The sequence below is a fragment of the Phormidesmis priestleyi ULC007 genome, assembly GCF_003003695.1.
GTDB classification, from domain to species: domain Bacteria; phylum Cyanobacteriota; class Cyanobacteriia; order Leptolyngbyales; family Leptolyngbyaceae; genus Phormidesmis_A; species Phormidesmis_A priestleyi_A.
Window position 1 is genome coordinate 1 of record NZ_PVWG01000001.1, and the last position, 24,749, is coordinate 24,749.

A 24,749-nucleotide genomic window follows, 5' to 3' on the forward strand; every position below is an offset into this window, starting at 1 on the left:
TCAACTTCAACCAGAGCATCATTGATTCGCAGGGACGAGTGATTAGCACTTGGGCGGATGTGATCAACCGAGCGAACTTGGGGATGGAAGTGATGCACGAGCGGAATGCCCACAACTTCCCGCTTGACCTGGCATCGGGCGATGTGGCACCTGTGGCTTTGTCTGCGCCTGCTATCCACGGTTAAGCTTTCCTGGGTAGAATCGGTCTGACATAGAAAAGCCCTCCACTTGCGTGGAGGGCTTTTTGAATGTTTGGCCTTTGCAGCAATGAAGACTTTAGAGAAAACTTAGACTTTTTGCTGAACACGATCGTAGACTGCAAGAAAGGTTTTATTTTGCTTTTACAGTCATGACGCTCACCCAAGTCTGGGGATCTCTCGTGATCTTCATAATCTGTCCAATTTTGGGAGGTCTGCCTCTGATCGATTGGATGACTTATGGAATTACTAGGAAACGGTTAAAAAATCTCGGCACCGGAAATGTGAGTGTCTCGGCTGCTTTTTATCATGGCGGAAAGTTTGCCGGAATTTTAGCCGTTCTGTCGGAGGCGCTAAAAGGAATTGCAGCCGTTTTTCTGGCTCGTGCTTTCTTTCCTGATCATGCTGAGTGGGAAATGATTGCACTGATTGCTTTGGTGTTTGGGCGTTATTGGATTAGCCAAGGGGCGGGCACGACGAATGTCGTCTGGGGTTACGCAGTACACGACCCGATTTCTGCTCTTCTGGTTTTCTTAATCGGTGGCATCGGCTTTACAATTCTTCGAGAACGCAGCCAGGGTCGAATCGGCATTCTGATTTTATTCCCCCTAGTGACTGCGTTGCGGCATTCTCAAGACTCTGCATTGATTGTGATGACGATCGCGTTAGCAGTCCTTTTAGGATGGATTTACAAAAAGATTCCAGACGACTTAGATATGAGGACTGAAGCCGCGCAAAAAACATCTCAGTCTATGTTTAAATTCTTTCGGGGCGATCGCTCCCTAGTTTCTCTCGATCAACGTTTGTTACCGGGCAAGGCAGGAGAAAAAGCGGCAACTCTATCGGATCTGAAGCGATCGGGCTACCCAGTGCCAGAGGGTTGGGTTTTGTTTCCGGGTGATGACCCTGCGCCGCTGATCGAGATTCTTCAGCCTTCTGAGGCGGAGCCTTTGGTCGTCAGATCTTCTGCGATCGGAGAAGATTCTGAGGCGGCTTCGGCGGCAGGACAATATCAAACAATTTTGGGCGTGACGCGGCGAGAAGAACTGCTGCCCGCGATCGCGCAATGTTTAGAGTCTTATAATCGCGCTTCGGCAGTTCAATATCGGCGCGATCGTGGATTATCTGATAGTTCGATGGTGGTGCTGATTCAGAAGCAAATTCGGGGTGTGTTTTCTGGAGTTGCCTTTAGTCGCGATCCCATTTCTAGGCAAGGCAATGCGGTTGTTATTGAAGCCCTGCCGGGTGATGCAGAATCGATCGTATCAGGACGAGTGACTCCAGAAGCTTATGAGATTCAAGTCCCCGATGCTTTAACGCTAGATTCGGATTGGGTTTTACCCGATGAATTGATATTGGAAGTCACGGGAGTAGGCAATATTCCACCGAGATTAGTGCAGCAAGTGGCTTTTCTGGTGCGCCGTCTTGAGAATCAGTATCACGGCGTTCCTCAAGATGTGGAGTGGACTTATGATGGTCGCGCTTTGTGGGTGTTGCAGTCTCGACCCATCACAACTCTGTTGCCAATCTGGACTCGTAAGATTGCGGCTGAAGTGATTCCGGGGTTGATTCGTCCGCTTACCTGGTCGATCAATCGTCCGTTGACGTGCGGCGTTTGGGGAGAAATTTTTACGATCGTGCTGGGCGATCGCGCTCAAGGACTCGATTTTAATGACACGGCAACGCTGCACTACTCTCGCGCTTATTTCAACGCATCACTGCTAGGGCAACTTTTTCGACGAATGGGGTTGCCGTCTGAGAGTTTAGAGTTTCTCACGAGAGGGGCAACATTTAGTAAGCCTCCGGTGCAGTCAACGCTTCGCAATCTGCCGGGATTGCTGCGGTTAATCGGTCATGAATGGCAGCTTGAGCAGAACTTTGGTCGGGACGATCGCCGCAGATTTTCTCCTTTTCTCAACGAGGTTGCGACGCATCCCACTTCTGAATTGTCTGTTGCTAATCTGGTAGAGCGAGTTGAGCTGATTCTTGAGTTGCTCAAAACTGCCACTTTTTATAGCATTTTGGTTCCGTTGAGTGCAGCATTGCGAAAGGCGATTTTGCGAGTTAGCGATGAACAGATTGACAATGGAGATACGCCAGAGGTGGCGGCACTGCGATCGCTGCAAGCATTAGCGATCGCAGCCCATCAAGATTTAATCAGCAATGAACAGATAACTGGGACAGATAAAAATGCTGTTAGCAGTTCAGAACTTTTTGGAATGCTAGACAGAACAGTCAACGGGCGAGAAATTCTCGATCGGTTTGACCAAATCTTAAATCGTTATGGCTATTTAAGTGAGGTCGGAACCGATATTGCGGTGCCTACTTGGAGAGAATACTCACAACCTGTTCGAGATTTATTTGCTCAGTTTTGTTTGAATCCGCCCCTTAGAGCAGAATCAGTTAAGCCACGTAAAGCTGGGTTTGTTCAGCGTCGGTTTGGTCTCAAAGGGCGAGTCACAGAAGTTTATAGTCAGCTATTAGCAGAGTTGCGATGGAGTTTTGTTGCGTTAGAAAGGGATTGGCTGCAATCGGGCATACTTTCTGAACCGGGTGATATCTTTTTTTTAGCGTTAGAAGAAGTCCGCCAAGCCTCGCATCTTGATCGCCAAATGCTTGAGCGGATTCCTCAAGTGATTGCTCAACGTCGATCGCGCCTTCAGACCGATGATCAGCTTGAGCAAGTTCCGACGATCGTCTATGGAGACGATCCACCCGCCCCGATTTTGCAAAATTGGCAATCTTCTCAGCAGTTGCAAGGCATTGGGGCCAGCCCCGGACAGGTTGAAGGACGCATTAAAGTGATGCGATCGCTGTCAGCAAATGTAACTGACCTCGATCGAGAGACCATTCTCGTGGTTCCTTATACAGATTCTGGCTGGGCACCGCTTTTGGCAAGAGTGGGAGGATTGATTGCGGAGGTTGGCGGTCGGTTGTCGCACGGGGCGATCGTCGCTCGTGAATATCGCATTCCCGCTGTGATGGATGTCAACAACGCGACTCATCTTTTGCGCGATGGGCAGTCTGTTCGCATCGATGGTCAAAGCGGAACGGTTGAAATTTTGTAGTGGTGAAGAAAAATCTAAGGATCGTAAATTACATAACGTCGGTTACTTGCAAGGTTGAAGGCACGGCAGTGCCCTACCCGTACGTAAATTTGCTTAATTTAGCGTCAGTTCGATGAGTTCTTTCGCTTCGTTTTCAGCGGCTTCTGCCCCCTAAATCCCCCAATTTTGGGGACTTTAAGCTCAGAGTTTAGGTTCAAAGTCCCCCAATTTTGGGGGATTTAGGGGGCAATCCGGATTTGCAACCGCAGCGAAAAACTTCATCGATCTCACGTTAAATCAAATTGATACAATCACTCTGGCAATTTAATTTTGATAGATCCCTAGAGGCAGAGCATAATTTGTGAGCCTTCAGAGGTTTTTGTGACCTCAATGCGCGCTTGGAACGCCTCTCGAAAATAGGGCATGTGTGTAACTGTGAGAATGCAGGAAAAGTCAGGCGCGATCGCATTAATCGCCGCAATCAAGCGATCGCAGCCTTCTTGATCCTGTGTGCCAAAGCCTTCATCAACAATCAGCATTTGCAGGGCAGTGCCCGATCGGTGTGATAGCAATCGAGCCAGCGCCAGACGAATTGCAAAATTAACCCGAAAGGCTTCTCCGCCTGAATAGGTTTCATAAGGGCGTGTGCCGTGAGCGTCGGCGATCAGAATGTCGAGGGTCTCGATCGATTTGGGATTTTGGGTGATGCCTCGCGTCGATTTGCTAGAAGATTTTGCACTGCGGGCGGTGCGTTGAGTCACAAATTGAACGTGCAGTTGATTGGCACTGAGACGAGAAAGAATTTGATTCGTTGTCGCTTCTAGCTGCGGCAGCACATTCTCAATCAAGAGTGCCTGAATGCCATTTTTGCCAAAGGCTAAGGCGAGTTCTTGATAGACTCGGCTCTGCTGACGTGCCAGGGTTAACTGGGTTCTGAGTTCTCCATCTTGAATTCTGAGCGCGTCTTGCTGCTGTTGCTGTTGCTGAAGCCGACCCAGACGGGCAAGCTGTTCATCTAGCTGTTGGCGCTGCCGTTGTAGTTCTTGTTCGATCGCCTGAATCTGAGCCGTAAAATCGGATGTTTGCTCTAAATAACTGACGAGTTCTTGAGTGTGGAGGCTCACCGTTTGCAGCTCGTTTAGCCGCGTCTGGAGGGTTTGCGCCAAGTCTTGGAGACGCTGCTGCACCTGCGGAAATTGCTGCTGTGCCTGTCGCAGTTCTTGAAACCGCAACTGCCAAGGCTGTGCCTGCCGGAGTGCGACTCTGAGCGCATTGTGTTGCGCTAAATCATAGCCAATTTCAGCAATTTGGCGATCGCTCTGCACAAATCCGGCGGCGGTGTCTGCCTGAAGCTGTTCTATTTGCTGTTCTAGCTGAGACACTTGAGCTGTTAGCTCTGGCTGATGGGCAGTCATTTGGGCCTGTCGTCGCTGTGCCTGTTTGATATCTGCAAGTTTAATTTCTGCCCACCGCCAGCGATCGACGGCTCCTCGTGCCAGGGCGTGATCTTTTTCGTCATAGCTCAGTTGTTGGAGGCTGCGATCGAGTAGGGTCAATTCTTCTTGCACATCAGTGGCATAGTCTCGATCGTGCAGTTGTTGTTCGAGTTGAGAAGCTTCTACCGTAAGTTGTTCCAGGCTTTTTTGCACATCGGCGGTAGTTTGAAGTTGTTCTTGCAGTTGTCCGCGTCGCTCTAACGCCGAGCCAAATTGCGCGAGTTGAGTGTCAAGTTCTGCATATTCTCGCCGCAAAACTTGAATTTCTCGCTCAGACACCGCTAACTGTTCTCGAATCACCCAAATTTGATCGAACACTTCTTGCCGCTGCTGCTCGTGTTTTTGTAAGACGAGATTCCAGTGGGGTTCATCGAGGGGACGATCGCAGAGCGGACAAGGCGGATAAGAAGAATTTTGCGGGTCGAGGATTGAGGGTTGCGTGAGAGTCGCAACAGATTGAGTTGCGGATGAGGACTCGGTTGAATGAATGGATTGTTCATCCGTAACTCTATCTGCTGTCAACTCACGTTCTAGTTCTGCAAGATCTTGATCTCCTAATGTGCCTTGTTTGAGCATCCGCAGTTTGTGATCTAATTCGGCGAGATGGGCTTCGTGGTCGCGCTGATGGGCTTGCAGTCGATCCATAAAGCTGCGCCGCTCTAGCCCTTTTTCGCGCACTTGTTCTTGATAGAGTTTGAGTTTTTCTAACGCTTCAATGCGATCAGCAACTTCGACGGCTGCGCGCTGTAGTTTGGGCTGACGCTGCTGCTGGGTCTGAAGCTGATGTGCAGAAGTTCGCAGTTCATCAAGTCTGGCGGTGAGTCGGGTTGAGGCTCGATCGAGATCGCTTTGCAGGTGTTGGCGACGCTGAAGCAGCGGAGCCACTTGCATTTGCAGTTGGTCTAGATGAGTCAGTTGCAGCCGTGCCTCTCGCAGTTGTTCAACTCCGGCTTCAACATCGGCAGCTTTGCTGAGGGTGCGCTGAATCTCTTGAAACTGTTGTTCTAACACCACGCCTTGCGCTTGCAGATTTTGTAACTGATTTTGAAGATCGTTGAGTTTCGTGGTTTGTTGCTGCTGATATTGTTGGCGTTTGGCTTGAGCAACCTGATGGGCTTGAAATTTTGTAGTAAAGCCGTCTTCCCGCATTTGCAGCGTTTGCCATTGCTGATATCCATTGGCGATCGCGCGTTCTTGTTGCAGCAATTCAATTAGCGTTTGCCGTTGGTGATCGATCTGCGTGAGTTCTTTTTGCAGGCGTTGGCAGTCTTGATTAAGATTACGTTGCTGTTGCTGTTGCCAGGTGAGTTGCTGTTTTGTGGTTTGTCGGTGTTGCTGTCTGGCTAAAAGATTCTGCAACTGCTCATTATAGGCAGTTTGCTGCTGCTGCATTTGCGCTAGTGTTGCCTCTAACTGGGCGCGTTCTAGCGCGATCGCTTCGGTTTGTTGCAACTGTTGTTGAATCGACGCTAGATTTCGTTCTAGCAGTTCTACTTGCCCTTTAAACTGACGAGATTTATCTTTGGCTTGCTCTGCTAACTCATCATAGCGCTGTAGCTTTAACAGATCAGCGAGAATTTGTTTACGATCGCCCGGACGCTTGAGCATAAACTCATCGGCGCGACCCTGCCGCAAATAAGCTGAGTTGACAAACGTATCGTAATCGAGCTTCAAATGCTCCAGAATTAAGTGCTGAGTGGCACGAATTCCTTTTTCGGTGAGCGATCGAAACGAGGGTAAGTGTGAATCTGAGTTGTGACTTGCGATCGCTCCGTGGGCAATTTGAAACTCTAGCGCTACGCCGTTTCCTCGTTGCCGAGTTCTGATCACGCGATAGGTTTGTTGATGCATGCTAAACACAAACTCAACTCGCGCTTCAGCTTCACCAACGTGAATTACATCATCTTCAGAGGCTGCCCGACTTTCGCCCCAGATCGCCCAAGCAATTGCCTCTAACAGCGACGATTTGCCAGCCCCGTTAGCTCCGCACACGCAAGCGGTGTGCAGCCCCCGAAAGTCAAGCGTGGCGGCACGATAACTCAAAAAATTCTTGAGTGTGAGTTGCTGAGGAATCATTGAGAGCGATTCGCCCGATCGAGTGAATTGAGTACAAATGCACCGAAGTACACTCGCACTTCTTGTAGTGTACGCGCTTGAAGGGTTAGTCCGTAACGGTTTTTCTAAAAACTCTTAAAAATGACGGCGCGATCGGGCTTTTCAACATACCCTATGGGTCTACTGTGTATACACAAATCGTTTATCGCTCCATTTCAGCCCCCTAAATCCCCCATTTTGGGGGACTTTGAGAAGAGAGAGTTCCAAAATTCAAAGTCCCCCCATTTTGGGGGATTTAGGGGACAATTCCCAAGAAATCCGAACTTGAAGCCATTTGTATATACACAGTAGCCCCATGAATAGGGGATTGGCGATCGAGCATCGTTGATAGCAGAAGCCTTTCACAATCTGCACCTACCTTATGCCCTTTGGATGATTTTTCCCTCATTAGGAACCTTGCTAAACTTGCCTCGGTCATTGAAACCATCGCTACTAGACTAAGACTCTAAGGACGTGCAAATGTTGAAATTCAGAAAATGGCAAACGGGGACTGTCCTGGCTCTCACATTGGGCATGACCTCTACAAGTCTGGCACCCTTTGCGATCGGCAATGCTGCCGCCGCGCCCTTGTTCCCTTCACAGCAGTATCCTTCTACTCAACCCGTCCAATCGGGTCAGGTGAGAATTCCGAGAGGCACGGTTCTGCCTGTTACCTATGACAACGACAAAATTGTGGTGGCACCTAACGAAACCAGTGCAGTCACGCTGAAGATTGCTAGAAACGTTCGCACTTCGTCTGGCGCGTTGTTGATTCCGGCTGGAAGCCAGGTAGAAGGCGAACTCAGACCTTCGCAAGGCGGCACTCAGTTTTTTGCGAAAACGCTGGTTTTGACGAATGGCGATCGCCTGTCGATCGATGCCTCTTCTAATGTGGTGACCCGCAGAGAAACCATCCAAAAAGGTGCAAGCACAGGCAGTATTTTAACGGGTGCCGCGATCGGGGCGGGTGCTGCCGCGATTATTAGTGGAATCACAGGCAACCGCCGCATTTCTGTAGGCAAGGTTTTGATCGGGAGTGGTGTGGGTGCTTTAGGTCAATTCTTGCTGAAACGTGGCAGTGCCGACGTGCTAGTGGTAAATCCTCAAACTGATTTGTCGTTGACGCTCAACAGTTCTCTAACAGTGAACGCTGTCTACTAAAGCTCTGAGGTTAATCGGTGTAGGTGCGTTATTTGTAATGCTTTTACACAGATTATTTTTGTTTAAAGTAATTTAGTGACGCGATGTGCGACTTTCCTAAAACCGCCTCAAAGCAGCCCCCACCCTAGCCCTCTCCCCAAGGAGAGGGAACCAGAGATTGATTGAAACCCATCTCCTGCGGGAGAGGGGTTTGGGGTGAGGGTTTATGGCTTTCTGCTTGAGCAATCTCGTAGACAATCTCAAATTCAGCATCGGGGCTAAGGCGCTGAATCACTTTCAAATATTCTTCGGCGTGGGTGCGGCGACGAAATCGATCGATAAATTGACGCTGAAAATTAGGCAGGCGACGATAATCACCCAGGGACTGAGCGAGTTTTGGTAACTCATATTTTAGATGCCACGAAAAACAGTTGAACTTTCTAACAATAAAAAACCCCTGGTTTGGGGTCAATAGATAAGGATGAGAGTTTCCAGTAAAAAGTCAGAAAATAATTCAATAATAAATTTTATGAATCTTCCAACTGTTGCAAAACGGCTTGAAAGATCTCGCGTTGACTCTTTCCGCCTTCTTCCAGCATTCGCTTAATCGTCATGGCATAGCCCAGCGTGTTTTCGTATTGGTCTGGCATTCCAGGAAAATCGACCCCTGAACCCCAACGTTCGATCGTGTCTTCCTCCAAACCAATGACGCGGGAAAGCAGTTTTACGCATTGCGTGCGGTAGCCTCTGGCTTTCTCGTCTTCTTCACTAACGTTGAACCACAAGCGGCAAAATTGTCTCGGCTTCATCTTGTTCGGCAAATCATGCGGACTAAACGATGATCTACCTTTACCCTTTAACCTCAAGATTGGATACCTGTTTAAGCGGAAGGATTGGGGTTAATGTATCACGAATCCTAGGATAGAAGGCTGGAAACTTTCCATCAAACACTGGAAAGTTTTTCAGTTCGCGTTATCGTAATATCAGTTGAAAGATGAGAGAGGCAAGCACTATGTTTCAAGCTTCGCCAAAATTTATGAGTTTTGAGGAGTTTGTAGAGTGGTATCCCGATCGAGCAGGGCGCTACGAACTCTATAGAGGAGCGATCGCTGAAATGCTGCCAACAGGTGATCACGAAGAAGTAACCGCATTTACTACAGGTGAATTGTTTCTGGAAGTTCGACGGCTGCAATTGCCTTATATCATTCCCAGAACTTACCTGGTTAAGCCTCCCGGCGAAGACAGTGGCTACCAACCAGACATTCTTGTTTTAGACCGAGGGGCACTTCAGGATGAACCCCGCTGGAAGAAATCATCGACGATCGAGCATGGCAAATCGATCAAACTAGTCGTAGAAGTGGTGAGTACCAATTGGAACACCGACTATGGAAACAAGGTGACAGACTACGAACGGATGAGCATTCCTGAGTATTGGATTGTCGATTTTAAAGGATTGGGTGCAAAGCGATATATTGGCTCTCCCAAACAGCCGACGATTTCGGTTTATCAGTGGATGGAAGGCGAGTATCAAGTGCAGCAATTTCGGGGAAAAGATCGGGTTATTTCTGACACCTTTCCAGAGTTGGCGCTTACCGCAGAACAAATCTTTGCGGCTGGGGTTTAGAAGAAGTTTATGTTTAGCTGCTCTTAGAGGTAAACCATCTCGTAAACGATATGACACGTCACCTATCAATCCGGCAATATGGCGCGTCAATATTTTGAGAGTGAACAAAGATCGCCGCCCCCAAGACAGCCAATCGCCGATCGAAGCTTTGAGAGTCGAACGAACCCATTTTTCTCAAGCTGAGTTTGCGGTGCATTGTGGCGTTCCCCTTCGCACCTATCAGAGATGGATCTCTGGCGAAACGGAAGCGAAACTCACGCCTCGTCAGTGGAAAGCGATGATGCAAGTATTGCAGATCTCAGCCGATGAGATTCCCAATGATTTTAGTTCGCTAGGTAGCTGAGATGAGTGCGTAAAGCAGTTTGCGTGATCGTAATAGCAGTTTGCTCAACTCAACGGTTTTAGTAATGTGTTGATTAAGTGCAGTATGGTCGTTTGTCTGTACCACAGCCCGACTGCACCCTGGCAGGATGCTAGATCAACTGCGCGTAGGGCGGCGATCGTTTAGTTATCCAAAACAGAGTCTCAGTCTTCGCTCATCAAGGCTTTCCGATAACCCAACTTTTCTAGCTGGACTAGGACGACAACGCCTGTGATTTTACCTGGTTCTTGTTGGGTGCGATCACGAATCAGATCGCCGATCAGTGGGTATAGATATTTCGCGAGTCCTGGGCGTAAGGTATCGCTGTTGTTAGCACCATAAAGAATGCTACAAATGTCTTTGCAGGTATATCCCAACAACCAGGCACCACCATTACATCATCCGAAACCTGATTAAGCATATCCGCAGACACGATCACTGCGTTGCCAACTCATCTACAAAAAGTTCATCATACACGTCATTTTCCGCGCCTACCCAAGCCTGATAAGCCCCGGACGCTTCACTCGAAACCTGCTTGACTTGATGATGATCTCGCAAGGCAAGAACCAACGGCATCAACAAAACCAACTGCTCATCAGAAAGCTGTTCAATCAAATTTAGAAGGTCTTGGCGAAGCTGCATAATGACCTTACCTTGACATATATCTTCTCTATTCTATTGTCGCAATACAGAAGGGAATTAGAACAGGAATTGAAACTGCTGTTTTGTTGGAAGGGCGATCGCTCCCAAATCTAACAAACGCCTGCGATCGCCTATGTTAGAAGCGATCGAATCTCTCTCCATTGACGATCAAGCCGCGCTGCTCGAAATCATCCAACGCCGACTGATTGAACACCGCCGTGCAGAAATCGCCAATAACATTGCTCAAACGAAAGCCGCTCATCAAGCAGGCACCGTATTTCGAGGAACTGTGGAGGATGCGATCGCAGAGTTAAATCGTTGAAAACTATCACAAGAGGTAACAGTTATAAGCTACAAAAAACAGTATCGTGCGTTACTTATCTTCAAGAAATATGCTGCGAGATGTTATATTTTCGCGCTCTTAATACCTGATGGTTAGTCTGGAGGTGAATTTAAGCTAGACCGATCGCGGTAAGGAAACCCTTTATATGACCCGTCATGGAGCCATGCCTTTAGGAGGAGAGAACCCTCCTCGCTCTATCTACCACGACCAAGGAAAGTTTGGACGACTATTCCCAACGCTACCGCCCTTTGCAGGAGACAACCCCACCTTGCGAGCAGCCCTCAAAGAGATTGGTAAACAAGGCGGCATCATGGATGCCAAAGATGATATCAATGACCCCGTTGGACTAATTACCAAACCCGAAAAAAGTCTGGAAAATCCCAACAACCCAAACCTGACCGCAGGCATGACTTTTTTGGGTCAGTTTCTCGACCACGATATGACCTTCGACCCTACATCGAGTTTAGAACGTCAGCAAGACCCAGAAACGATCGCCAACTTCCGAACACCGACCTTGGCGCTAGACAACGTTTATGGGTCGGGTTCGATCGCCTCACCTCACTTATATGATCAAAACGTTGACTCTGGGCTGACCACCTTTCTGACCGAAGAAATCCCAGACTCAAGTACCGTGTCTCGCGATGGCAAACCCCGATTTGATCTACCTCGCAACAGTCAAAACGTTGCCCTGATTGGTGACCCCCGCAACGACGAAAACTTGATTGTCTCTCAACTCCACCTTGCCTTTTTGAAGTTTCACAACGCAGTCGTGGCGAGGGTCAAGCAAGAAACAGAATTGAAAAATCCGAATGAGATTTTTGCAGAGGCACAGCGCTTGGTCAGATGGCACTATCAGTGGATTATTGTGCATGAGTTTCTGCCCAAAACGGTAGGTCAAGAGATGGTCACAAACGTTTTGACCCATGGGCGGAAGTTTTATAACTGGCGCAACTTGCCCTTCATTCCTGTTGAGTTTTCGGTAGCAGCCTATCGATTTGGGCATTCGCAGGTGCGTCCCAGCTATCGCGCCAACTTTGGGGCAAAACCTGATGATAGTGAACAGTTTATTGCGCTGATCTTTGATGACGGCAGAGTCAATTCACCCGCACCCAATGATCCAGACCCCAATGACCTGCGGGGGGGTAAACGATCGAAACGCCGCTTTATTGACTGGCAAACGTTTTTTGATTTTGGAGATGGGCGATCGCGTCCTAACAAAACGATCGATACGAGGCTCTCGTCAGTGCTGTTTGATCTGCCGGGTATTCCCGGTATGGAGCCTCAGTCGCTTGCTCAGCGCAATCTGCTCCGAAATCTAGCATTTCGAGTACCTTCGGGTCAGAGCGTCGCGAAAGCAATGAATGAGAAGATTCTTGAGCCAAGCGATCTTGCTGACCTCAAGCACTTTGTTTTAGATACCCGTACGCCCCTATGGTTTTACGTGTTGCGCGAGGCAGACGTATTGGGTGACGGCAAGCGCATGGGTCCGGTAGGCGGACGCATTATTACAGAGGTGTTAATTGGTTTGCTAGAAGGAGACTCTTTGTCTTATTTGAAGCAAGATCCTGAGTGGATACCGACTCTCAGCACGACCGGAGACTTTAAGATGATTGATCTGCTTAAGTTTGCAGGAGTCGTGATCAATCTCTAGCGTTAACTTCAGCAATTTGAGCGATCGAGGGGCGTGGGCGATGCGTCCCGACTTGCCTTCAGATTGTTAGCTCTCCCGTAGCAGAGGCACAAAACCTGCTTGCCGAAAGTGTTCATCGTAGGGAAGTGCCTGTGAAATTCTTCGCTCTGGCATAATCAGAAATGAAGCACAGTCTATGAATCCCTACTCTTTATCTTGTCTCTGTGCGTAGAGAAGCAAAGCCTTATCAAATTGCTCATTGGTTTGGGAAATGATTTCAACATCTGGCTCTTGTTGAAGGCGCTCTACAACTTCGACAGCGCGTTGACGAAATCTTGAACCCATTGATGCGTAGTGATTGAGAAACTCCACTAACACCGTTTGACTTGTAACGATCGGTTGAGCCTGTATTGCTTGAGAAACTGTGAGTGCTTTAGTATGCAGTGCGTCATGAGGATTGAAAAGCGCAATCCAATATCCTGCATCAGCAAACACAGCCGTCATGAGTTTTTCGAGAGCTGATCATACAGATAATGTTTGTAATTGATGGAGGCATCACTGGGCACAGTTGTCCATTCTTCATCAGGAATCTGAGCGCCAATTTCGGCAACAATTTCCCAAATCGGTCGCTTAGTGGCGTTTTCTGAGGCGGAAGGCTTTGCATTCGCTACAGCATTGTCTTGTCCGGGCAGTGATGTTGTCATAATTTTAAGGTGTGCAAGTGCGCCTAAAATCTAGTTTAGTCTATGCAAAAAGCGGGCTGCGGAATTCTTTGATCTCGATCTTCTGCTTTGCAGTTACCGCAATCTACACGGCTTCGTCCATCTGCTCTAAAAAGATCGGTAACTGATTGTCTTCCTGGTTTTTGCGTTGGGCAGATTTAAGGACTTCCATGCTGAGAGGTACGTGCAATCGTAGACCGTTTTCGATCATGTCTTGAATGGTGACGATCGCAATCTTGTCATAGGAACATCCCATAATTTTGTGATGATAGAGTCCGCAAGTTTTGGCTTCTTGCAGCATATCTTTGGTGGGTTTTTTGAGGGTGATGAAGATGCCAAGGGCGGCTTTTTCGCGGGTCATTGTGCCCAAGAGATCGCGAATGTCACGAGAATCGACTTTGCCAGATTTGACTTGAAAGTCGTTCTTGTTCGCCAAGGCTTCGGCAGATTTCATGTCTCTCGGAATGCCTGTCATTTTGACGTTAAAGACGGCTGCTTCTCCATAGCTATCTTCGAGGCGTTTGAGAATTAAACTAATGCTTTAATAAGTGATGTCGATGCCAATCCATTTACGGTTAAGTTTTTGAGCAACAGCGATCGTTATTTCTGATGCCTTACTAGGGTTGACACTAAGCGCAGAGAAGATCTTTTTAGCAGAGGTTTAGAAGGAATGATCTCAAAACATGATCTGCCACTCGTCCCAGGGTTCACCATTTGACACTATGCTTCTTTCGACACCTGTTATATATCTCTCAAGTTTTACTTTGATTTCATCAGAATAAATATTGCTGTTCCAATACCTGACAGGACCACTACCAGAACCAGCTATATCAGTCAGGTCATAATAATCAGCAAGGCTACGGTACTCTTGATTCTCCCACGCCAATTTGTGAAATAAGTAAAAGATAAAAGCGCCTATTGGTTTAAAGTGCTCCATTTGATTCTCAAAGTTGTTTGTATGTCCTATGTATGCAGTAGTGGTTTCAAGCGATCGTCCAGAATGATTTGGTGGAGTCCTTAAATTGAGGTATTGATTCGGTGTCAAAAAAGTCTTCTTTGAGGAATGCCAAGATCCAAGATCGGCCACACAGATCAAGTCAATTGTTTTTCTTGGATGATCAACCAATCTGCGATCTTCTTCAACAAGTTTATTTTCAATATTTTCAACTGGTGTTGACCTATCGCCCTTCCAATAATGGGAATGTGCCAGTAACCCATATAATATTGGAGCATTTAGCTCCTTAAAGGGAGAGCCTTTTCTGGGCGTGAAGAATGACTTTATTGCAACACAACTTTCTAAAGCTTCAGCAATATGAGCAGCCTTGAGAGTGACTTTGCATTCAAAAGCAGCAGCTACACCTGCTGCCAAATAAACCTTCTTATTGAGTAGCTTCTTGGGGTAAGACGACTTTAGTACGATTACGTCAACTTGAGGACTGGTATTACCATCCTGGTTTATGATTCTGCCTTTCGTCACAATTTGATAGGTAGGTGGTAACCAATCCCTCAATAGTTCAGCCCAGTTCTCCTCTCCTTGATCTCCAGCAGTACCAGAATCTTCGGTAGCACGTTTCTGAATACGGGCATACTCCGAGGACATCTCTTGGCTGATTTGCGACATAAAATCGAAAAGATCATGACTTTTGATTTCTTCCAAATACTTCTATCTCCCTCTATAGAAAGCTAACGTCTAAGTTCTACAAAAATCATTGCTCCTCTAATCCCCTGCCTTCAAAATCTCTTCAGCCGTCAACTGCAAACTTTGGAGAATTTCAAGCTGAGGTTGAATACGATCGTTTCCTCGAAACTCCCTCACTTCATAGCTTCCACCGAGCAGATTGCAGACAGATATCTCTTGAGTTTCAGGGTCAATGATCCAATATTCGGGGATGGCGATCGCTGCATATTGCCCTAGTTTTGCCACATAGTCGCGGTCTCGCTGCAAGTCTCCAGGGCTAACCACTTCAACAACCAATAATGGAGGAGCCATCGACAGACGAATCGTGTTGCGCCGTTTCAGTTGTTCGATATGTTGTTCACAAATGATGGTCAGATCTGGGAATCGGTTGCGCGGTTCGCCTCTAACTTCGAGTTCTAGCCCATGAGGTCTGACTCTCAGATGTCCTACCAGTGGAAGAAATTGAGCCAGTAGAAAAACTGCAATTCCGACATTAAATCCTGGCTCTGGCGGCACTTCGATTAATTCTCCGTTGAACAATTCATACACATTATCCGTCCCGTCGTCATCGTCAAGATACTCCTCAAAACTTGAGAACCGTTGCTTTGTTTGGGTCATGGCGTTAGCTTTGCTCTAAGTGATATTTGTGCTTCACTAAGTCTTGTTCTGAGTTTTCTCAGGTGCTTAACTATAGATGCTAGTACATTTACCGTTTGTTCGCGATCGACATTCTCCATCCTGCACCCTACGGTTCTTTACTCTATGGTTAGCTATTCATCGTAGCGCAAAATTCATGAGTGATTCTCCATCTCTTTAGTGATTAACAGTCGCAATCATCTAATCATTATTTTAAATTTGCTATGGCTCAAACAGTAGTGGTCAAAATTGGTACATCTAGCCTGACTCAGCCTGAGACGGGTCAACTCGCTTTATCCACAATCGCTGCCTTGGTAGAAGTTCTCAGTACCTTACGACAGCAAGGAAGTCAGGTAGTGCTGGTGTCTTCAGGAGCCATTGGAGTGGGGTGCGCGAGACTGGGAATGACCGATCGCCCTAAATCGATCGCCCTTAAACAAGCTGTTGCCGCCGTTGGGCAAGGTCGCCTGATGCGAATCTACGATGACTTTTTTACGGCAATGCAGCAGCCGATCGCGCAAGTGTTGCTGACTCGTGGCGACTTGATTGAGCGGAGTCGCTATGTGAATGTCTACCGCACCTTTCAAGAGCTGTTGCAACTGGGAGTCGTTCCGATCGTCAATGAAAACGATACGGTTGCGGTGGATGAACTCAAATTTGGCGATAACGACACGCTATCAGCGCTAGTTGCCAGTTTGGTCGATGCAGATTGGTTATTTTTGCTCACCGATGTCGATCGCCTCTATTCCGACGATCCGCGCAGCAACCCTGATGCTCAACCGATCTCGCGGGTTCAAAGTATCAAGCAACTCGCAGAGCTTCAGGTGCAGACGGGCAGTGCGGGTTCTCGCTGGGGCACAGGTGGCATGGTGACAAAGATTGCGGCTGCCCAAATTGCGACGGGTGCCGGGGTGAGAACCGTGATCACTCAAGGACGATCGCCGATGAATCTCTTAAAGATTTTGGCAGGAGAAGCGATCGGCACTCAATTTGAACCGCAACCTCGCCCCTTTAATGCTCGTCAACGCTGGATCGCTCACGGCTTAGTCTCGACTGGAAAGCTAATTTTAGATGATGGAGCCGTCGAAGCAATTTCCAACGCCGGAAAATCTCTACTCGCTGCCGGAATTCTGCAAGTTGAAGGCGAGTTTGAGAGTCATGACGCGGTGACTTTATGCGATCGCTCTGGTCTTGAAATCGCTAAAGGGCTAGTGAACTACAGCCGCGAAGAGTTGCAGAAGATTCAAGGACACCAATCTGAAGAGATCCCCATAATCTTGGGTTATGAGGGTGCAGAGACGATCGTGCATCGCGACAATTTGGTGTTGAGCCACTAATCAGATTTGGGTGCAAAATTTGGTTGGTCAGTTAAAATCCATAGCTTGATAAGCTGATGGGGATGAGGAACGTGAGCCATTTAACGATGAAAACAGACCGCCAATTTTCGGTCATGGGGTTGCCCATACACTTGCGAGACGATTATTCTGGCTGGTTACTCGATCGCCTCGATCAGCGTTTGGGCTGTCATGTCGTCACTCTCAACGCCGAAATGACCATGCAAGCCGAGCAAAATTTTGCCCTGGCAGACATCATTCATCGCGCTGACTTGGTGATTCCTGATGGGGCAGGCATTGTGTTTTATCTGCGGCTCTATGGCAAGCGAGTTGCCCGATGCCCTGGCATTGAGTTGGCAGAGTCGATTCTCAGAAAAGCGGCTCAGTTTAACCTTCGTTCAGAATCTCTAGGTTCAAAGCAAACTTCTACGATCGAGTCCTCTTCAAACCCGGCTCTCTCAGTTTTCTTTTTTGGAGGTGCCCCAGACGTGGCTCAAATCGCCGCTGACCAGTGGCAAAAACAGTTATCGGGGTTGACGATCGCGGGCGTGCAAAACGGCTATCTTTCTGCTCAAGAAGAACCTGCTTTTCTCAAGACTCTACAAACGCTACAGCCGCAGATTATTTTTGTGGGCTTGGGCGTTCCTCGTCAAGAATTGTGGATCGCGGCGCACCGTCACCTCTGCCCCCAATCGCTGTGGATGGGGGTGGGCGGCAGCTTTGACATTTGGGCAGGTACCAAAACTCGCGCTCCCGGCTGGCTGAGAGATAACCATTTAGAGTGGGTTTATCGCCTCTATCAAGAACCCTGGCGCTGGCGAAGAATGCTGGCACTGCCACAGTTTGCCTGGCGATCGATCCTCTATCGGTTCACGAAACGCAACCCGGTCAGCACGAGACTTTGAAGTTTAGATTCGGGTCTTCGTGTTCTAATAGATTGAATTTCCATCGTCACGTCTCATGCCGCAAGTTCTCACCGATTCTTCTGGAAACGCGCAACGCGATCGCCGATCGTCGAGCCAGCCTCCTAATCAAGACAGCATCATTCAGCTTAAGGGTGTTAGCAAAACTTATCGCAATGGCAGTCAAGCGCTGATCGATGTCAGCTTAGAGGTCAAGCGGGGTGATTTCTTGTTTGTCACGGGCCCGTCGGGTTCTGGCAAATCTACCTTTCTCAAACTGCTTTATGGCGAGGAGTGTGCCTCTGAGGGCGAAGTCAGGGTAGACAATGATTTTCCGGCAACGCTGCGGGGCGATCGGCTCTCATTATTACGTCGTCGGATCGGCATTGTCTTTCAAGATTACAAGCTGATTTCCAGGCGTACAGTGACTGAGAATGTGTCGTTTGTGCTGTGGGCACAGGGCTATACGCGCAAAGAAATTAATCGACGCTTGCCCCCCGCACTCAAAATGGTGGGATTGCAGCACAAAGCAGAGTGCTTCCCAGAAGAGCTATCGGGCGGTGAGCAGCAGCGAGTTAGCATTGCTCGTGCGATCGTGGGCACTCCTCCCTTACTCTTGGCTGACGAGCCAACCGGAAACCTCGACCCAGACAATTCTTGGCAGGTGATCAAGATTCTTAAAAAACTGAATCAGATCGGCATTACGGTGATTGTGACGACTCACGATGAGAGTTTGATTCGTCTGTCCAATCATCCAGTTGTGCAGATTAAAAACGGGCGGCTATCGTCTGTGAATTATTAAATAATTTCCATTCGATCAAAAATTTGATCGAGTTGCGATAGCGTCACTAAGCCATATTGCCAAAGCACCATTGGCAATGCGGTCGTGTTTTGCTCAGACTGACGCGCAGCAAGCTCGATCGCTGCCGCCGGAAGTGCCAGTTCTTCTCTCAAAAATCGAATTAAGTCAAGCCTTCTCTTGAGTTCCATGAATTTTGCTATCCCTGATTAAAATTATATTAGATTGGTATTAAATTATGTAAAATTCTCTCATAATCTCCCAGGATGGAAATCTGTCTGAAGAGATAGGTCAAAAACTGTTGGATTCAATCAATTTAGATCCGATCGCGCTATTCAAAACAAGTCTTATGATTCGAGTGCTGCTTGTAGAAGACCAAGAAATTGTGAGGCGGGGTCTGAAGACGCTGCTAGAAACAAAGCCCGATCTCCAAGTGATTGGTGAAGCAGATAATGGTCACAGCGCGATTCGCTTTCTAGCCGACTGCCAAGCCAACGATCAACTTGAAGCGCCAGAAATAACTCCATTTCCCGATGTCGTGTTGATGGATATCCGCATGCCGGGGATGAATGGCGTAGAAGCAACCCGGCTAATTTGTCAGCAGTTTCCAGACCTCAAGGTTTTGGTTTTGACCACATTTAACGATACAGAATACGTTTCTGAGGCGCTGCGCTTTGGGGCCAAGGGATATTTGCTCAAAGACACTCCCGCCGATGAACTGGCTAAAGCGATCCGATCGGTTCACCAAGGCTATACCCAATTTGGGCCGGGAATCGTCGAAAAAGTGATTGCTAAAAAAGTGATGGCTGAACCGCCACCCACAAAGCCAGACTCACCGCAACCATTACCTCCCGGCTTGGCGGAACTGACCGATAGAGAGCGAGACGTGTTGCGATTGATTGCCGGGGGCGCAAATAACCGAGAAATCTCCCAAGCGCTCCACCTGTCTGAAGGAACGGTGAGAAATCACATTACACACATTCTTACCCGACTGAACTTGCGTGATCGCACCCAGGCCGCGATCGTGGCAAATTCCTGTCGCCCCTGGTTAGAAGGAAGAGACGAAAAATGAGAGATTGCATAACTTCATCAAGACGCACGTCTAAAAGGAGGTAGTCACTAGCGAGAGAATACACGATGACTAATCCAGTCCCACTCCATGACAAATCTCCTATCTCAGCCGTGACATCTATTCGATGTGAGCAACCCTTTAAACCCGGTAAATTGAGCCTGTAAATCTGGGGGCACTTAACTCCCATCAGGCTTAAATTCATGACCAAAATGGAAGAATTCAAGCTGATTTGCGGACGCACCCAAGCAAGTCTCCACACCGAATTCGCATGAGCAATCAAGTCTTTGAACCCAATCTGTTTGTCTTCCACAATGGCGAAACTCAGATTCAATACTCGATCGGTCGTCAATCAGGTGTTTCAGAACTCGATTATCAAACCGCGCTACTCGATCGTAGTAACCATTTTAGCGGTGACGAAATTAGCATCATTGCCATCGCGATCGGCAGACTGATCACCGTCACACTAGCGTCTGATCTCGCTCAACAAAGTGAGAAAATATTGACCTTGCTGTTACCCATTGTTTATCTACCTGTCGGTGTAATGGAGTATTCCATTCAGGCTGAGGTGATTCTGACGACTCGACGACTGCCGCAGCCGAGGGGTTGGCGGCGAGTTGAAGGACAAGTTGAAACCTATCAGACGCGATCGCTCAGTGGCATCGCGCGGCTAGTCGAATTTTGACTCATCCGCTTCTAGAGAAATCATCAACGTCATGCCTTTGTCCATTGCTCTGTTTATTGACTGACTTAACCACCCCTCGATCATTCATCTCACCCTTAAGAGGTCGCCCCCGATGAAACCTGATCAATCCCCTCCAATTCGCCTGTTGATTGTTGATGACCAAAGCCTGATTCGGCAGGGACTCAAAGCAATGCTAGAGATAGAGCCTGATTTGCAGGTGGTCGGCGATGCTGAAAATGGCAAAGTTGCGCTAGAACTGGTTGCCACTCTCCAGCCTGATGTCGTGCTGATGGATATTCGGATGCCCGAAATGGATGGCCGAACCGCAACAAAGCTAATTACTCAAAACTTTCCTAATGTCAAAGTTCTCGTCTTAAGCACGTTTGATGATGATTCTTATATTGCTGGAGCAATGAGGGCAGGGGCAAAAGGCTATTTGCTCAAAGATATGCCTTCGCGTGAGTTGGCAAATGCGATTCGCTTTGGGCATTATGGCTATACTCAATTTGGCCCAGGGTTATTTGATAAATTGTTGGCGACAGACGGGGTTTCGACTTCAACAAACCAAGCATCTCCATCAAAGCCTTCAGAAATCACTGCACGAGAACACGAAGTTCTACGGTTAATTGGGGTCGGGGCGACAAACCGCGAAATTGCCCAACGGCTTTACATCACAGAAGGAACTGTGAAAACCCATGTAACCAGCATTCTCAGTCGCCTCAATCTCCGAAATCGATCGCAACTTGCCATCTATGCCAATGCGGTTCCCAACGAGAAAAACAGCCTGTCAGGAAGATTAGGCAACCAATGGGAGGACGATCGAGCACTCTTAAACGATTCGTAGACTTGGATCTCGTCCATTAATCGTAAGGCCATGGCACTGCTGTGCCCATTGACACTGCCAGTAACCGATCCTATTTAATCCACGATCGTTAAGAACGTGGATTTATTAAGGTGCAACTTCTCGGACTCAACTAGCGCGTCTATCAGTTCGTTGATGGCTGCGTTTGAGTCGGCTTGTGCTCCCTAAATCTCCCATTCTGGGGGACTTTGAAACCGGGAATCTTGGCTCAAAGTTCCCTAATTTTGGGGGATTTAGGGGGCGAAAATCTCAGCCATGACGAATCAAGAGTTTGATCATAAGATTGACAGGTTATTTAATCCACGATCGTTAGGATATATTCCTAGAAGACAATCTCCTGCATGATTCAAAAATACATGTCAGCACCTGTGAAACAAATCCTTAAACACTCTGCGTTTTATCTGGCTCTATTAACTGCAAGCAGCAGTGTAGGATGTTCTGCAATTAGAGGCTCAAGTCAGCCCCAAGAACCCATTCTGAGCCAGACGGCTCCTGTGGCACCGACTCAACCTAATCAATTGACTCCAATTCGATCGAGCGACAATCCCGATTATGTGACTCAAGTTGTCAAGCAGACTGGGCCCGCCGTCGTGCGAATCAACTCGACTCGCACGGTGCAAGAAGAACTTCAAGACCCCTCGATCGAGCAATTTTTTGGCGGTCAGGCACCTCGCAAACAACAAGTGCAGCGAGGCACTGGGTCAGGCTTTATCACCAGCGCTGATGGTCGAGTCGTCACCAATGCCCATGTGGTCGAAGGAGCCGACAGTGTGGTCGTAGTGCTTACCGATGGGCGACGGCTACGAGGCGAAGTAGTCGGAACCGATCGCGTGACCGACCTGGCCGTAGTTAAAATCGACGCGACGGGGCTACCCACCGCAAGATTAGGAAACTCAGACAACTTACTGCCGGGGCAAGCCGCGATCGCGATCGGCAACCCGCTCGGACTTGACAACACCGTCACTCAAGGCATTATCAGCGCGACCGGACGATCGAGCGCTGATGTCGGCGTTCCGACTGAGCGCATTAACTTTATCCAAACCGATGCTGCGATCAATCCGGGCAACTCTGGCGGGCCGTTGCTCAACTCATCGGGTGAAGTGATTGGAGTCAACACTGCGATCATTCAAGGCGCACAAGGGTTAGGGTTTGCAATCCCCATCAACACGGTGAAACGGATCGCAGAGCAGCTTGCTACAAAAGGTCGCGTTGACCATCCCTATTTGGGCGTTCAAATGGGCGAGTTAAGCCCAGAGTTACGATCGCAGATCAATCAAAGCAATGCTGGGTTTAAAGTCAATCAAGACTCTGGCGTGATCGTGATCGCAGTTGCGCCTAACTCCCCGGCGGCTCGTGCGGGGTTGCGTCCGGGTGACGTGATTCAATCGGTTAACAATGTGGCGATTCAAAGTTCTCGACAAGTGCAAGAGCAGGTCGAAGCGAGTAGTATCGGCAACCCAATGCAAATCACAGTCAAGCGGGGAAATCAGACAGAAGCGATCGCGGTCAAACCAGAGCAACTGCCTGTGCAAGAAGCCGTCGATCGTCGAGGGTGAAGACTTAGTTGATGGATATTTGTAACCAATTATGAAGTCGCTCCCGGTCAAAATTCTAAGATCAGCGTAATCGCTTGAGTCGTGCCCTGTTCTGAAGGATGGTTTAAGAATGCGAATCTTGATCGTTGACGACGATGAGTTGATGACCCATGCTCTAACAGAAATTCTGACGGGCCAAAACTATGCCGTTGAAGTGGTCACCGATGGTCAAGCTGCATGGAACCTGATTGAAACCTTTGACTATGACCTGGTGCTGCTCGATGTGATGTTGCCCAAACTGGATGGCATTAGTCTTTGTCAGCACATCCGATCGCACGGCTACCCAATGCCGATTTTGCTCTTAACCCGGCGAGATAGCAGTCACGACAAAGCGATCGGGCTAGATGCTGGAGCCGATGACTATGTGGTCAAACCCTTTCAAGAAGAAGAACTGGTTGCCCGAATTCGAGCGCTGTTAAGACGCGGCAGCAACGCTTTGCAACCCGTGCTGGAGTGGGAACACCTGCGGCTTGACCCCAGCAGTTGCGAAGTGACTTATCAAGACCAGTCTTTAGCGCTAACCCCCAAAGAGTATGCGCTGCTAGAGCTATTTTTGCGAAACAGTCGGCGAGTGTTTAGCTGCGGCATGATCCTAGAACATCTCTGGACTTATAACGATATGCCCGGAGAAGAAGCGGTGCGAACTCATATCAAAGGGTTACGGCACAAGCTCAGGGCAGCAGGCGCGGCAGGCGGTCTAGTCGAGACGGTTTATGGCATTGGCTATCGGCTGAAGCCATCAGCAGGGGTGAAGAGTCGATCGCTCTCAACTCCAGCGCCATCAGATCAGGCGGCGATGTTGGTCAAGATTGCCGGAGTCTGGGAACGGTTTCAAGGTCATGTGAGTGATCAAATCTCGGTGATTGAAAGGGCGATCGCTGCCGTTGCTCAGGGCAGCGTGGATGCAGATTTGCTGGCAGCGGCGCAATTAGAGGCACATTCACTCGCGGGGTCGCTCGGAACATTTGGGTTTCCAGAAGGGTCGAGGTTGGCAGCCCTGATTGAGAGTGCTTTGAGAGATCATGACATTTCTTCAGAGCCAGTGCAAACTTGGGTGAATTCTCTGCGGCAAGAAATTTCTCAATCACCTAGTTCAACCTTAGAGAGTGCAGAATCTACGCAACCGTTGCCTCTGGCTCAGGTTCAGCAATTAGATCAGGCAGAAACCAAGATTTTACTAGTGGACGATGACCCTAAAATCCTGGCACTGCTGCAAACCTTGCTTCAGCCGTGGGGTTTGCAGGTAAGCACGATCGCTGACCCTCGTCAATTTTGGCAAACCCTAGAAGCCGTATCGCCCGATCTATTAGTGCTTGATGTTGAAATGCCTTATCTAAACGGCATCGAACTCTGTCAAGTGATTCGCAATGACCCACACTGGAGCGAGTTGCCGATCGTGTTTCTGACGGTTCACAAAGAGACCGATATTGTCAATCAAGTGTTTAGCGCCGGGGCAGATGATTTTGTCAGCAAACCGATCGTCGGCCCTGAGTTAGTGACGCGCCTTATCAACCGTTTAGAGCGCAACAAAAGACTTCATCGTCTGGCAAAAGCAACCGAGTCTCAACTCAATGAGGCGTTAGTCAAGGCTCAACAGTTACAAACCACGATCCAATCTTTGCAAGCTAAAGCAACGCTAAAAATGGCAACTGATGATTCAGAGTTGCCTATTGCAGAATGCGAACAAATCGATCGCATAAAAGACGAATTGATTTCACTCGTCAAATTGTTGGTCGAAATGAAGGTTCGTCATTAGCACTTTGTCAAAGATAGATTGAGACACGATCGCCTAACTCTTAAAGTCGAGATAACTGAACGCTTACCCTCGCTTAACCAGGCTCCCTAAAGAATTCAAGTATCCTATCGAAGGGTGCGTGTGTTTTGTGTCTAAAA

General features: G+C 48.4%; 25 protein-coding genes and 1 pseudogene. 15 read left to right on the forward strand and 11 right to left on the reverse strand.

What is annotated here, in order from left to right; genetic code table 11:
• Together C7B65_RS00005 and C7B65_RS00010 are read left to right on the forward strand one after the other, a co-directional pair.
• Positions 1 to 185, forward strand: a pseudogene (locus tag C7B65_RS00005) (photosystem II q(b) protein); the annotation flags it as partial.
• Positions 186 to 349: 164 nt separating this feature from the next.
• Entirely contained in the window at positions 350 to 3,265 is a 2,916-nt protein-coding gene (locus C7B65_RS00010) for a glycerol-3-phosphate acyltransferase (protein WP_073068875.1), read from the forward strand.
• Between the two features lie 320 nt (positions 3,266 to 3,585).
• On the opposite strand, the gene C7B65_RS00015 is transcribed toward C7B65_RS00010, so the two are convergent.
• A complete protein-coding gene (locus tag C7B65_RS00015) occupies positions 3,586 to 6,816 on the reverse strand; it encodes an AAA family ATPase (protein WP_073068876.1) in 3,231 nt (1,076 codons plus the stop codon).
• Between the two features lie 498 nt (positions 6,817 to 7,314).
• On the opposite strand from C7B65_RS00015, the gene C7B65_RS00020 reads away from it, so the two are divergent.
• Positions 7,315 to 7,995 (forward strand): hypothetical protein, encoded by a 681-nt coding sequence (locus tag C7B65_RS00020; protein WP_073068877.1) that lies wholly within the window; start codon positions 7,315 to 7,317, stop codon positions 7,993 to 7,995.
• A 124-nt stretch (positions 7,996 to 8,119) separates the two neighbouring features.
• Here the strand turns inward: C7B65_RS00020 and C7B65_RS00025 are convergent, their stop codons facing one another.
• Both C7B65_RS00025 and C7B65_RS00030 read right to left on the reverse strand, forming a co-directional pair.
• The gene (locus tag C7B65_RS00025; RefSeq protein WP_073068878.1) at positions 8,120 to 8,446 is read right to left on the reverse strand and encodes a hypothetical protein; all 327 of its coding nucleotides are present in this window, start codon (positions 8,444 to 8,446) and stop codon (positions 8,120 to 8,122) included.
• A gap of 55 nt (positions 8,447 to 8,501) precedes the next feature.
• Positions 8,502 to 8,783: a hypothetical protein gene (locus tag C7B65_RS00030; RefSeq protein WP_073068879.1), complete on the reverse strand. Its 282-nt coding sequence runs from the start codon at positions 8,781 to 8,783 to the stop codon at positions 8,502 to 8,504.
• A 203-nt stretch (positions 8,784 to 8,986) separates the two neighbouring features.
• Between C7B65_RS00030 and C7B65_RS00035 the strand changes: the two genes are divergently transcribed.
• Both C7B65_RS00035 and C7B65_RS00040 read left to right on the forward strand, forming a co-directional pair.
• Entirely contained in the window at positions 8,987 to 9,598 is a 612-nt protein-coding gene (locus C7B65_RS00035; protein WP_073068880.1) for a Uma2 family endonuclease, read from the forward strand.
• 100 nt (positions 9,599 to 9,698) lie between these two features.
• Positions 9,699 to 9,941, forward strand: a complete 243-nt coding sequence (locus C7B65_RS00040) for a helix-turn-helix domain-containing protein (RefSeq protein ID WP_073068881.1) — start codon at positions 9,699 to 9,701, stop codon at positions 9,939 to 9,941.
• A 182-nt stretch (positions 9,942 to 10,123) separates the two neighbouring features.
• Here the strand turns inward: C7B65_RS00040 and C7B65_RS00045 are convergent, their stop codons facing one another.
• Together C7B65_RS00045 and C7B65_RS00050 are read right to left on the reverse strand one after the other, a co-directional pair.
• On the reverse strand, positions 10,124 to 10,339 hold the full coding sequence (locus tag C7B65_RS00045; protein WP_073068882.1) for a hypothetical protein: 216 nt from the start codon (positions 10,337 to 10,339) through the stop codon (positions 10,124 to 10,126).
• A gap of 55 nt (positions 10,340 to 10,394) precedes the next feature.
• Positions 10,395 to 10,601, reverse strand: coding sequence for a hypothetical protein (locus C7B65_RS00050; RefSeq protein WP_073068883.1), 207 nt, complete (start codon positions 10,599 to 10,601; stop codon positions 10,395 to 10,397).
• 133 nt (positions 10,602 to 10,734) lie between these two features.
• Between C7B65_RS00050 and C7B65_RS00055 the strand changes: the two genes are divergently transcribed.
• Both C7B65_RS00055 and C7B65_RS00060 read left to right on the forward strand, forming a co-directional pair.
• Complete coding sequence (locus C7B65_RS00055; protein ID WP_073068884.1) at positions 10,735 to 10,923, forward strand: hypothetical protein; 189 nt, start codon at positions 10,735 to 10,737, stop codon at positions 10,921 to 10,923.
• A 166-nt stretch (positions 10,924 to 11,089) separates the two neighbouring features.
• Positions 11,090 to 12,595: a peroxidase family protein gene (locus C7B65_RS00060; protein ID WP_073068885.1), complete on the forward strand. Its 1,506-nt coding sequence runs from the start codon at positions 11,090 to 11,092 to the stop codon at positions 12,593 to 12,595.
• A gap of 183 nt (positions 12,596 to 12,778) precedes the next feature.
• On the opposite strand, the gene C7B65_RS00065 is transcribed toward C7B65_RS00060, so the two are convergent.
• The 5 genes from C7B65_RS00065 to C7B65_RS00085 form a co-directional block, all read right to left on the reverse strand.
• A complete protein-coding gene (locus C7B65_RS00065; protein WP_219898253.1) occupies positions 12,779 to 13,078 on the reverse strand; it encodes a type II toxin-antitoxin system VapC family toxin in 300 nt (99 codons plus the stop codon).
• Positions 13,075 to 13,278 carry a hypothetical protein gene (locus tag C7B65_RS00070; protein WP_073068886.1) on the reverse strand — a complete coding sequence of 68 codons (204 nt, stop codon included), beginning with the start codon at positions 13,276 to 13,278 and terminating at the stop codon, positions 13,075 to 13,077. Before C7B65_RS00070 ends, C7B65_RS00065 begins: the two co-directional genes overlap by 4 nt.
• 103 nt (positions 13,279 to 13,381) lie before the next feature.
• The gene (locus C7B65_RS00075) at positions 13,382 to 13,771 is read right to left on the reverse strand and encodes a restriction endonuclease (protein WP_143161978.1); all 390 of its coding nucleotides are present in this window, start codon (positions 13,769 to 13,771) and stop codon (positions 13,382 to 13,384) included.
• Between the two features lie 201 nt (positions 13,772 to 13,972).
• Positions 13,973 to 14,953 carry a DUF6602 domain-containing protein gene (locus C7B65_RS00080; RefSeq protein ID WP_083582581.1) on the reverse strand — a complete coding sequence of 327 codons (981 nt, stop codon included), beginning with the start codon at positions 14,951 to 14,953 and terminating at the stop codon, positions 13,973 to 13,975.
• Positions 14,954 to 15,013: 60 nt separating this feature from the next.
• Positions 15,014 to 15,592: a Uma2 family endonuclease gene (locus C7B65_RS00085; protein ID WP_073068889.1), complete on the reverse strand. Its 579-nt coding sequence runs from the start codon at positions 15,590 to 15,592 to the stop codon at positions 15,014 to 15,016.
• Positions 15,593 to 15,834: 242 nt separating this feature from the next.
• On the opposite strand from C7B65_RS00085, the gene proB reads away from it, so the two are divergent.
• The 3 genes from proB (at position 15,835) to ftsE (ending at position 18,648) form a co-directional block, all read left to right on the forward strand.
• The gene (proB, locus tag C7B65_RS00090; RefSeq protein WP_073068890.1) at positions 15,835 to 16,947 is read left to right on the forward strand and encodes a glutamate 5-kinase; all 1,113 of its coding nucleotides are present in this window, start codon (positions 15,835 to 15,837) and stop codon (positions 16,945 to 16,947) included.
• A gap of 86 nt (positions 16,948 to 17,033) precedes the next feature.
• A complete protein-coding gene (locus tag C7B65_RS00095; RefSeq protein WP_073068891.1) occupies positions 17,034 to 17,849 on the forward strand; it encodes a WecB/TagA/CpsF family glycosyltransferase in 816 nt (271 codons plus the stop codon).
• Positions 17,850 to 17,904: 55 nt separating this feature from the next.
• The gene (ftsE, locus tag C7B65_RS00100; protein ID WP_073068892.1) at positions 17,905 to 18,648 is read left to right on the forward strand and encodes a cell division ATP-binding protein FtsE; all 744 of its coding nucleotides are present in this window, start codon (positions 17,905 to 17,907) and stop codon (positions 18,646 to 18,648) included.
• Here ftsE and C7B65_RS00105 read toward each other — a convergent pair.
• Positions 18,645 to 18,836 carry a DUF2949 domain-containing protein gene (locus tag C7B65_RS00105; protein ID WP_073068893.1) on the reverse strand — a complete coding sequence of 64 codons (192 nt, stop codon included), beginning with the start codon at positions 18,834 to 18,836 and terminating at the stop codon, positions 18,645 to 18,647. The genes ftsE and C7B65_RS00105 overlap by 4 nt on opposite strands.
• Before the next feature lie 110 nt (positions 18,837 to 18,946).
• On the opposite strand from C7B65_RS00105, the gene C7B65_RS00110 reads away from it, so the two are divergent.
• The 5 genes from C7B65_RS00110 (at position 18,947) to C7B65_RS00130 (ending at position 24,612) form a co-directional block, all read left to right on the forward strand.
• On the forward strand, positions 18,947 to 19,717 hold the full coding sequence (locus tag C7B65_RS00110) for a response regulator transcription factor (protein WP_317615769.1): 771 nt from the start codon (positions 18,947 to 18,949) through the stop codon (positions 19,715 to 19,717).
• A gap of 268 nt (positions 19,718 to 19,985) precedes the next feature.
• Positions 19,986 to 20,399, forward strand: coding sequence for a hypothetical protein (locus C7B65_RS00115; protein ID WP_073068894.1), 414 nt, complete (start codon positions 19,986 to 19,988; stop codon positions 20,397 to 20,399).
• Between the two features lie 112 nt (positions 20,400 to 20,511).
• A complete protein-coding gene (locus C7B65_RS00120) occupies positions 20,512 to 21,243 on the forward strand; it encodes a response regulator transcription factor (RefSeq protein ID WP_073068895.1) in 732 nt (243 codons plus the stop codon).
• Positions 21,244 to 21,617: 374 nt separating this feature from the next.
• Positions 21,618 to 22,817, forward strand: coding sequence for an HhoA/HhoB/HtrA family serine endopeptidase (locus tag C7B65_RS00125; RefSeq protein WP_219898256.1), 1,200 nt, complete (start codon positions 21,618 to 21,620; stop codon positions 22,815 to 22,817).
• A 109-nt stretch (positions 22,818 to 22,926) separates the two neighbouring features.
• A complete protein-coding gene (locus tag C7B65_RS00130) occupies positions 22,927 to 24,612 on the forward strand; it encodes a response regulator (RefSeq protein WP_073068897.1) in 1,686 nt (561 codons plus the stop codon).
• The last annotated feature ends 137 nt before the right edge of the window (positions 24,613 to 24,749 follow it).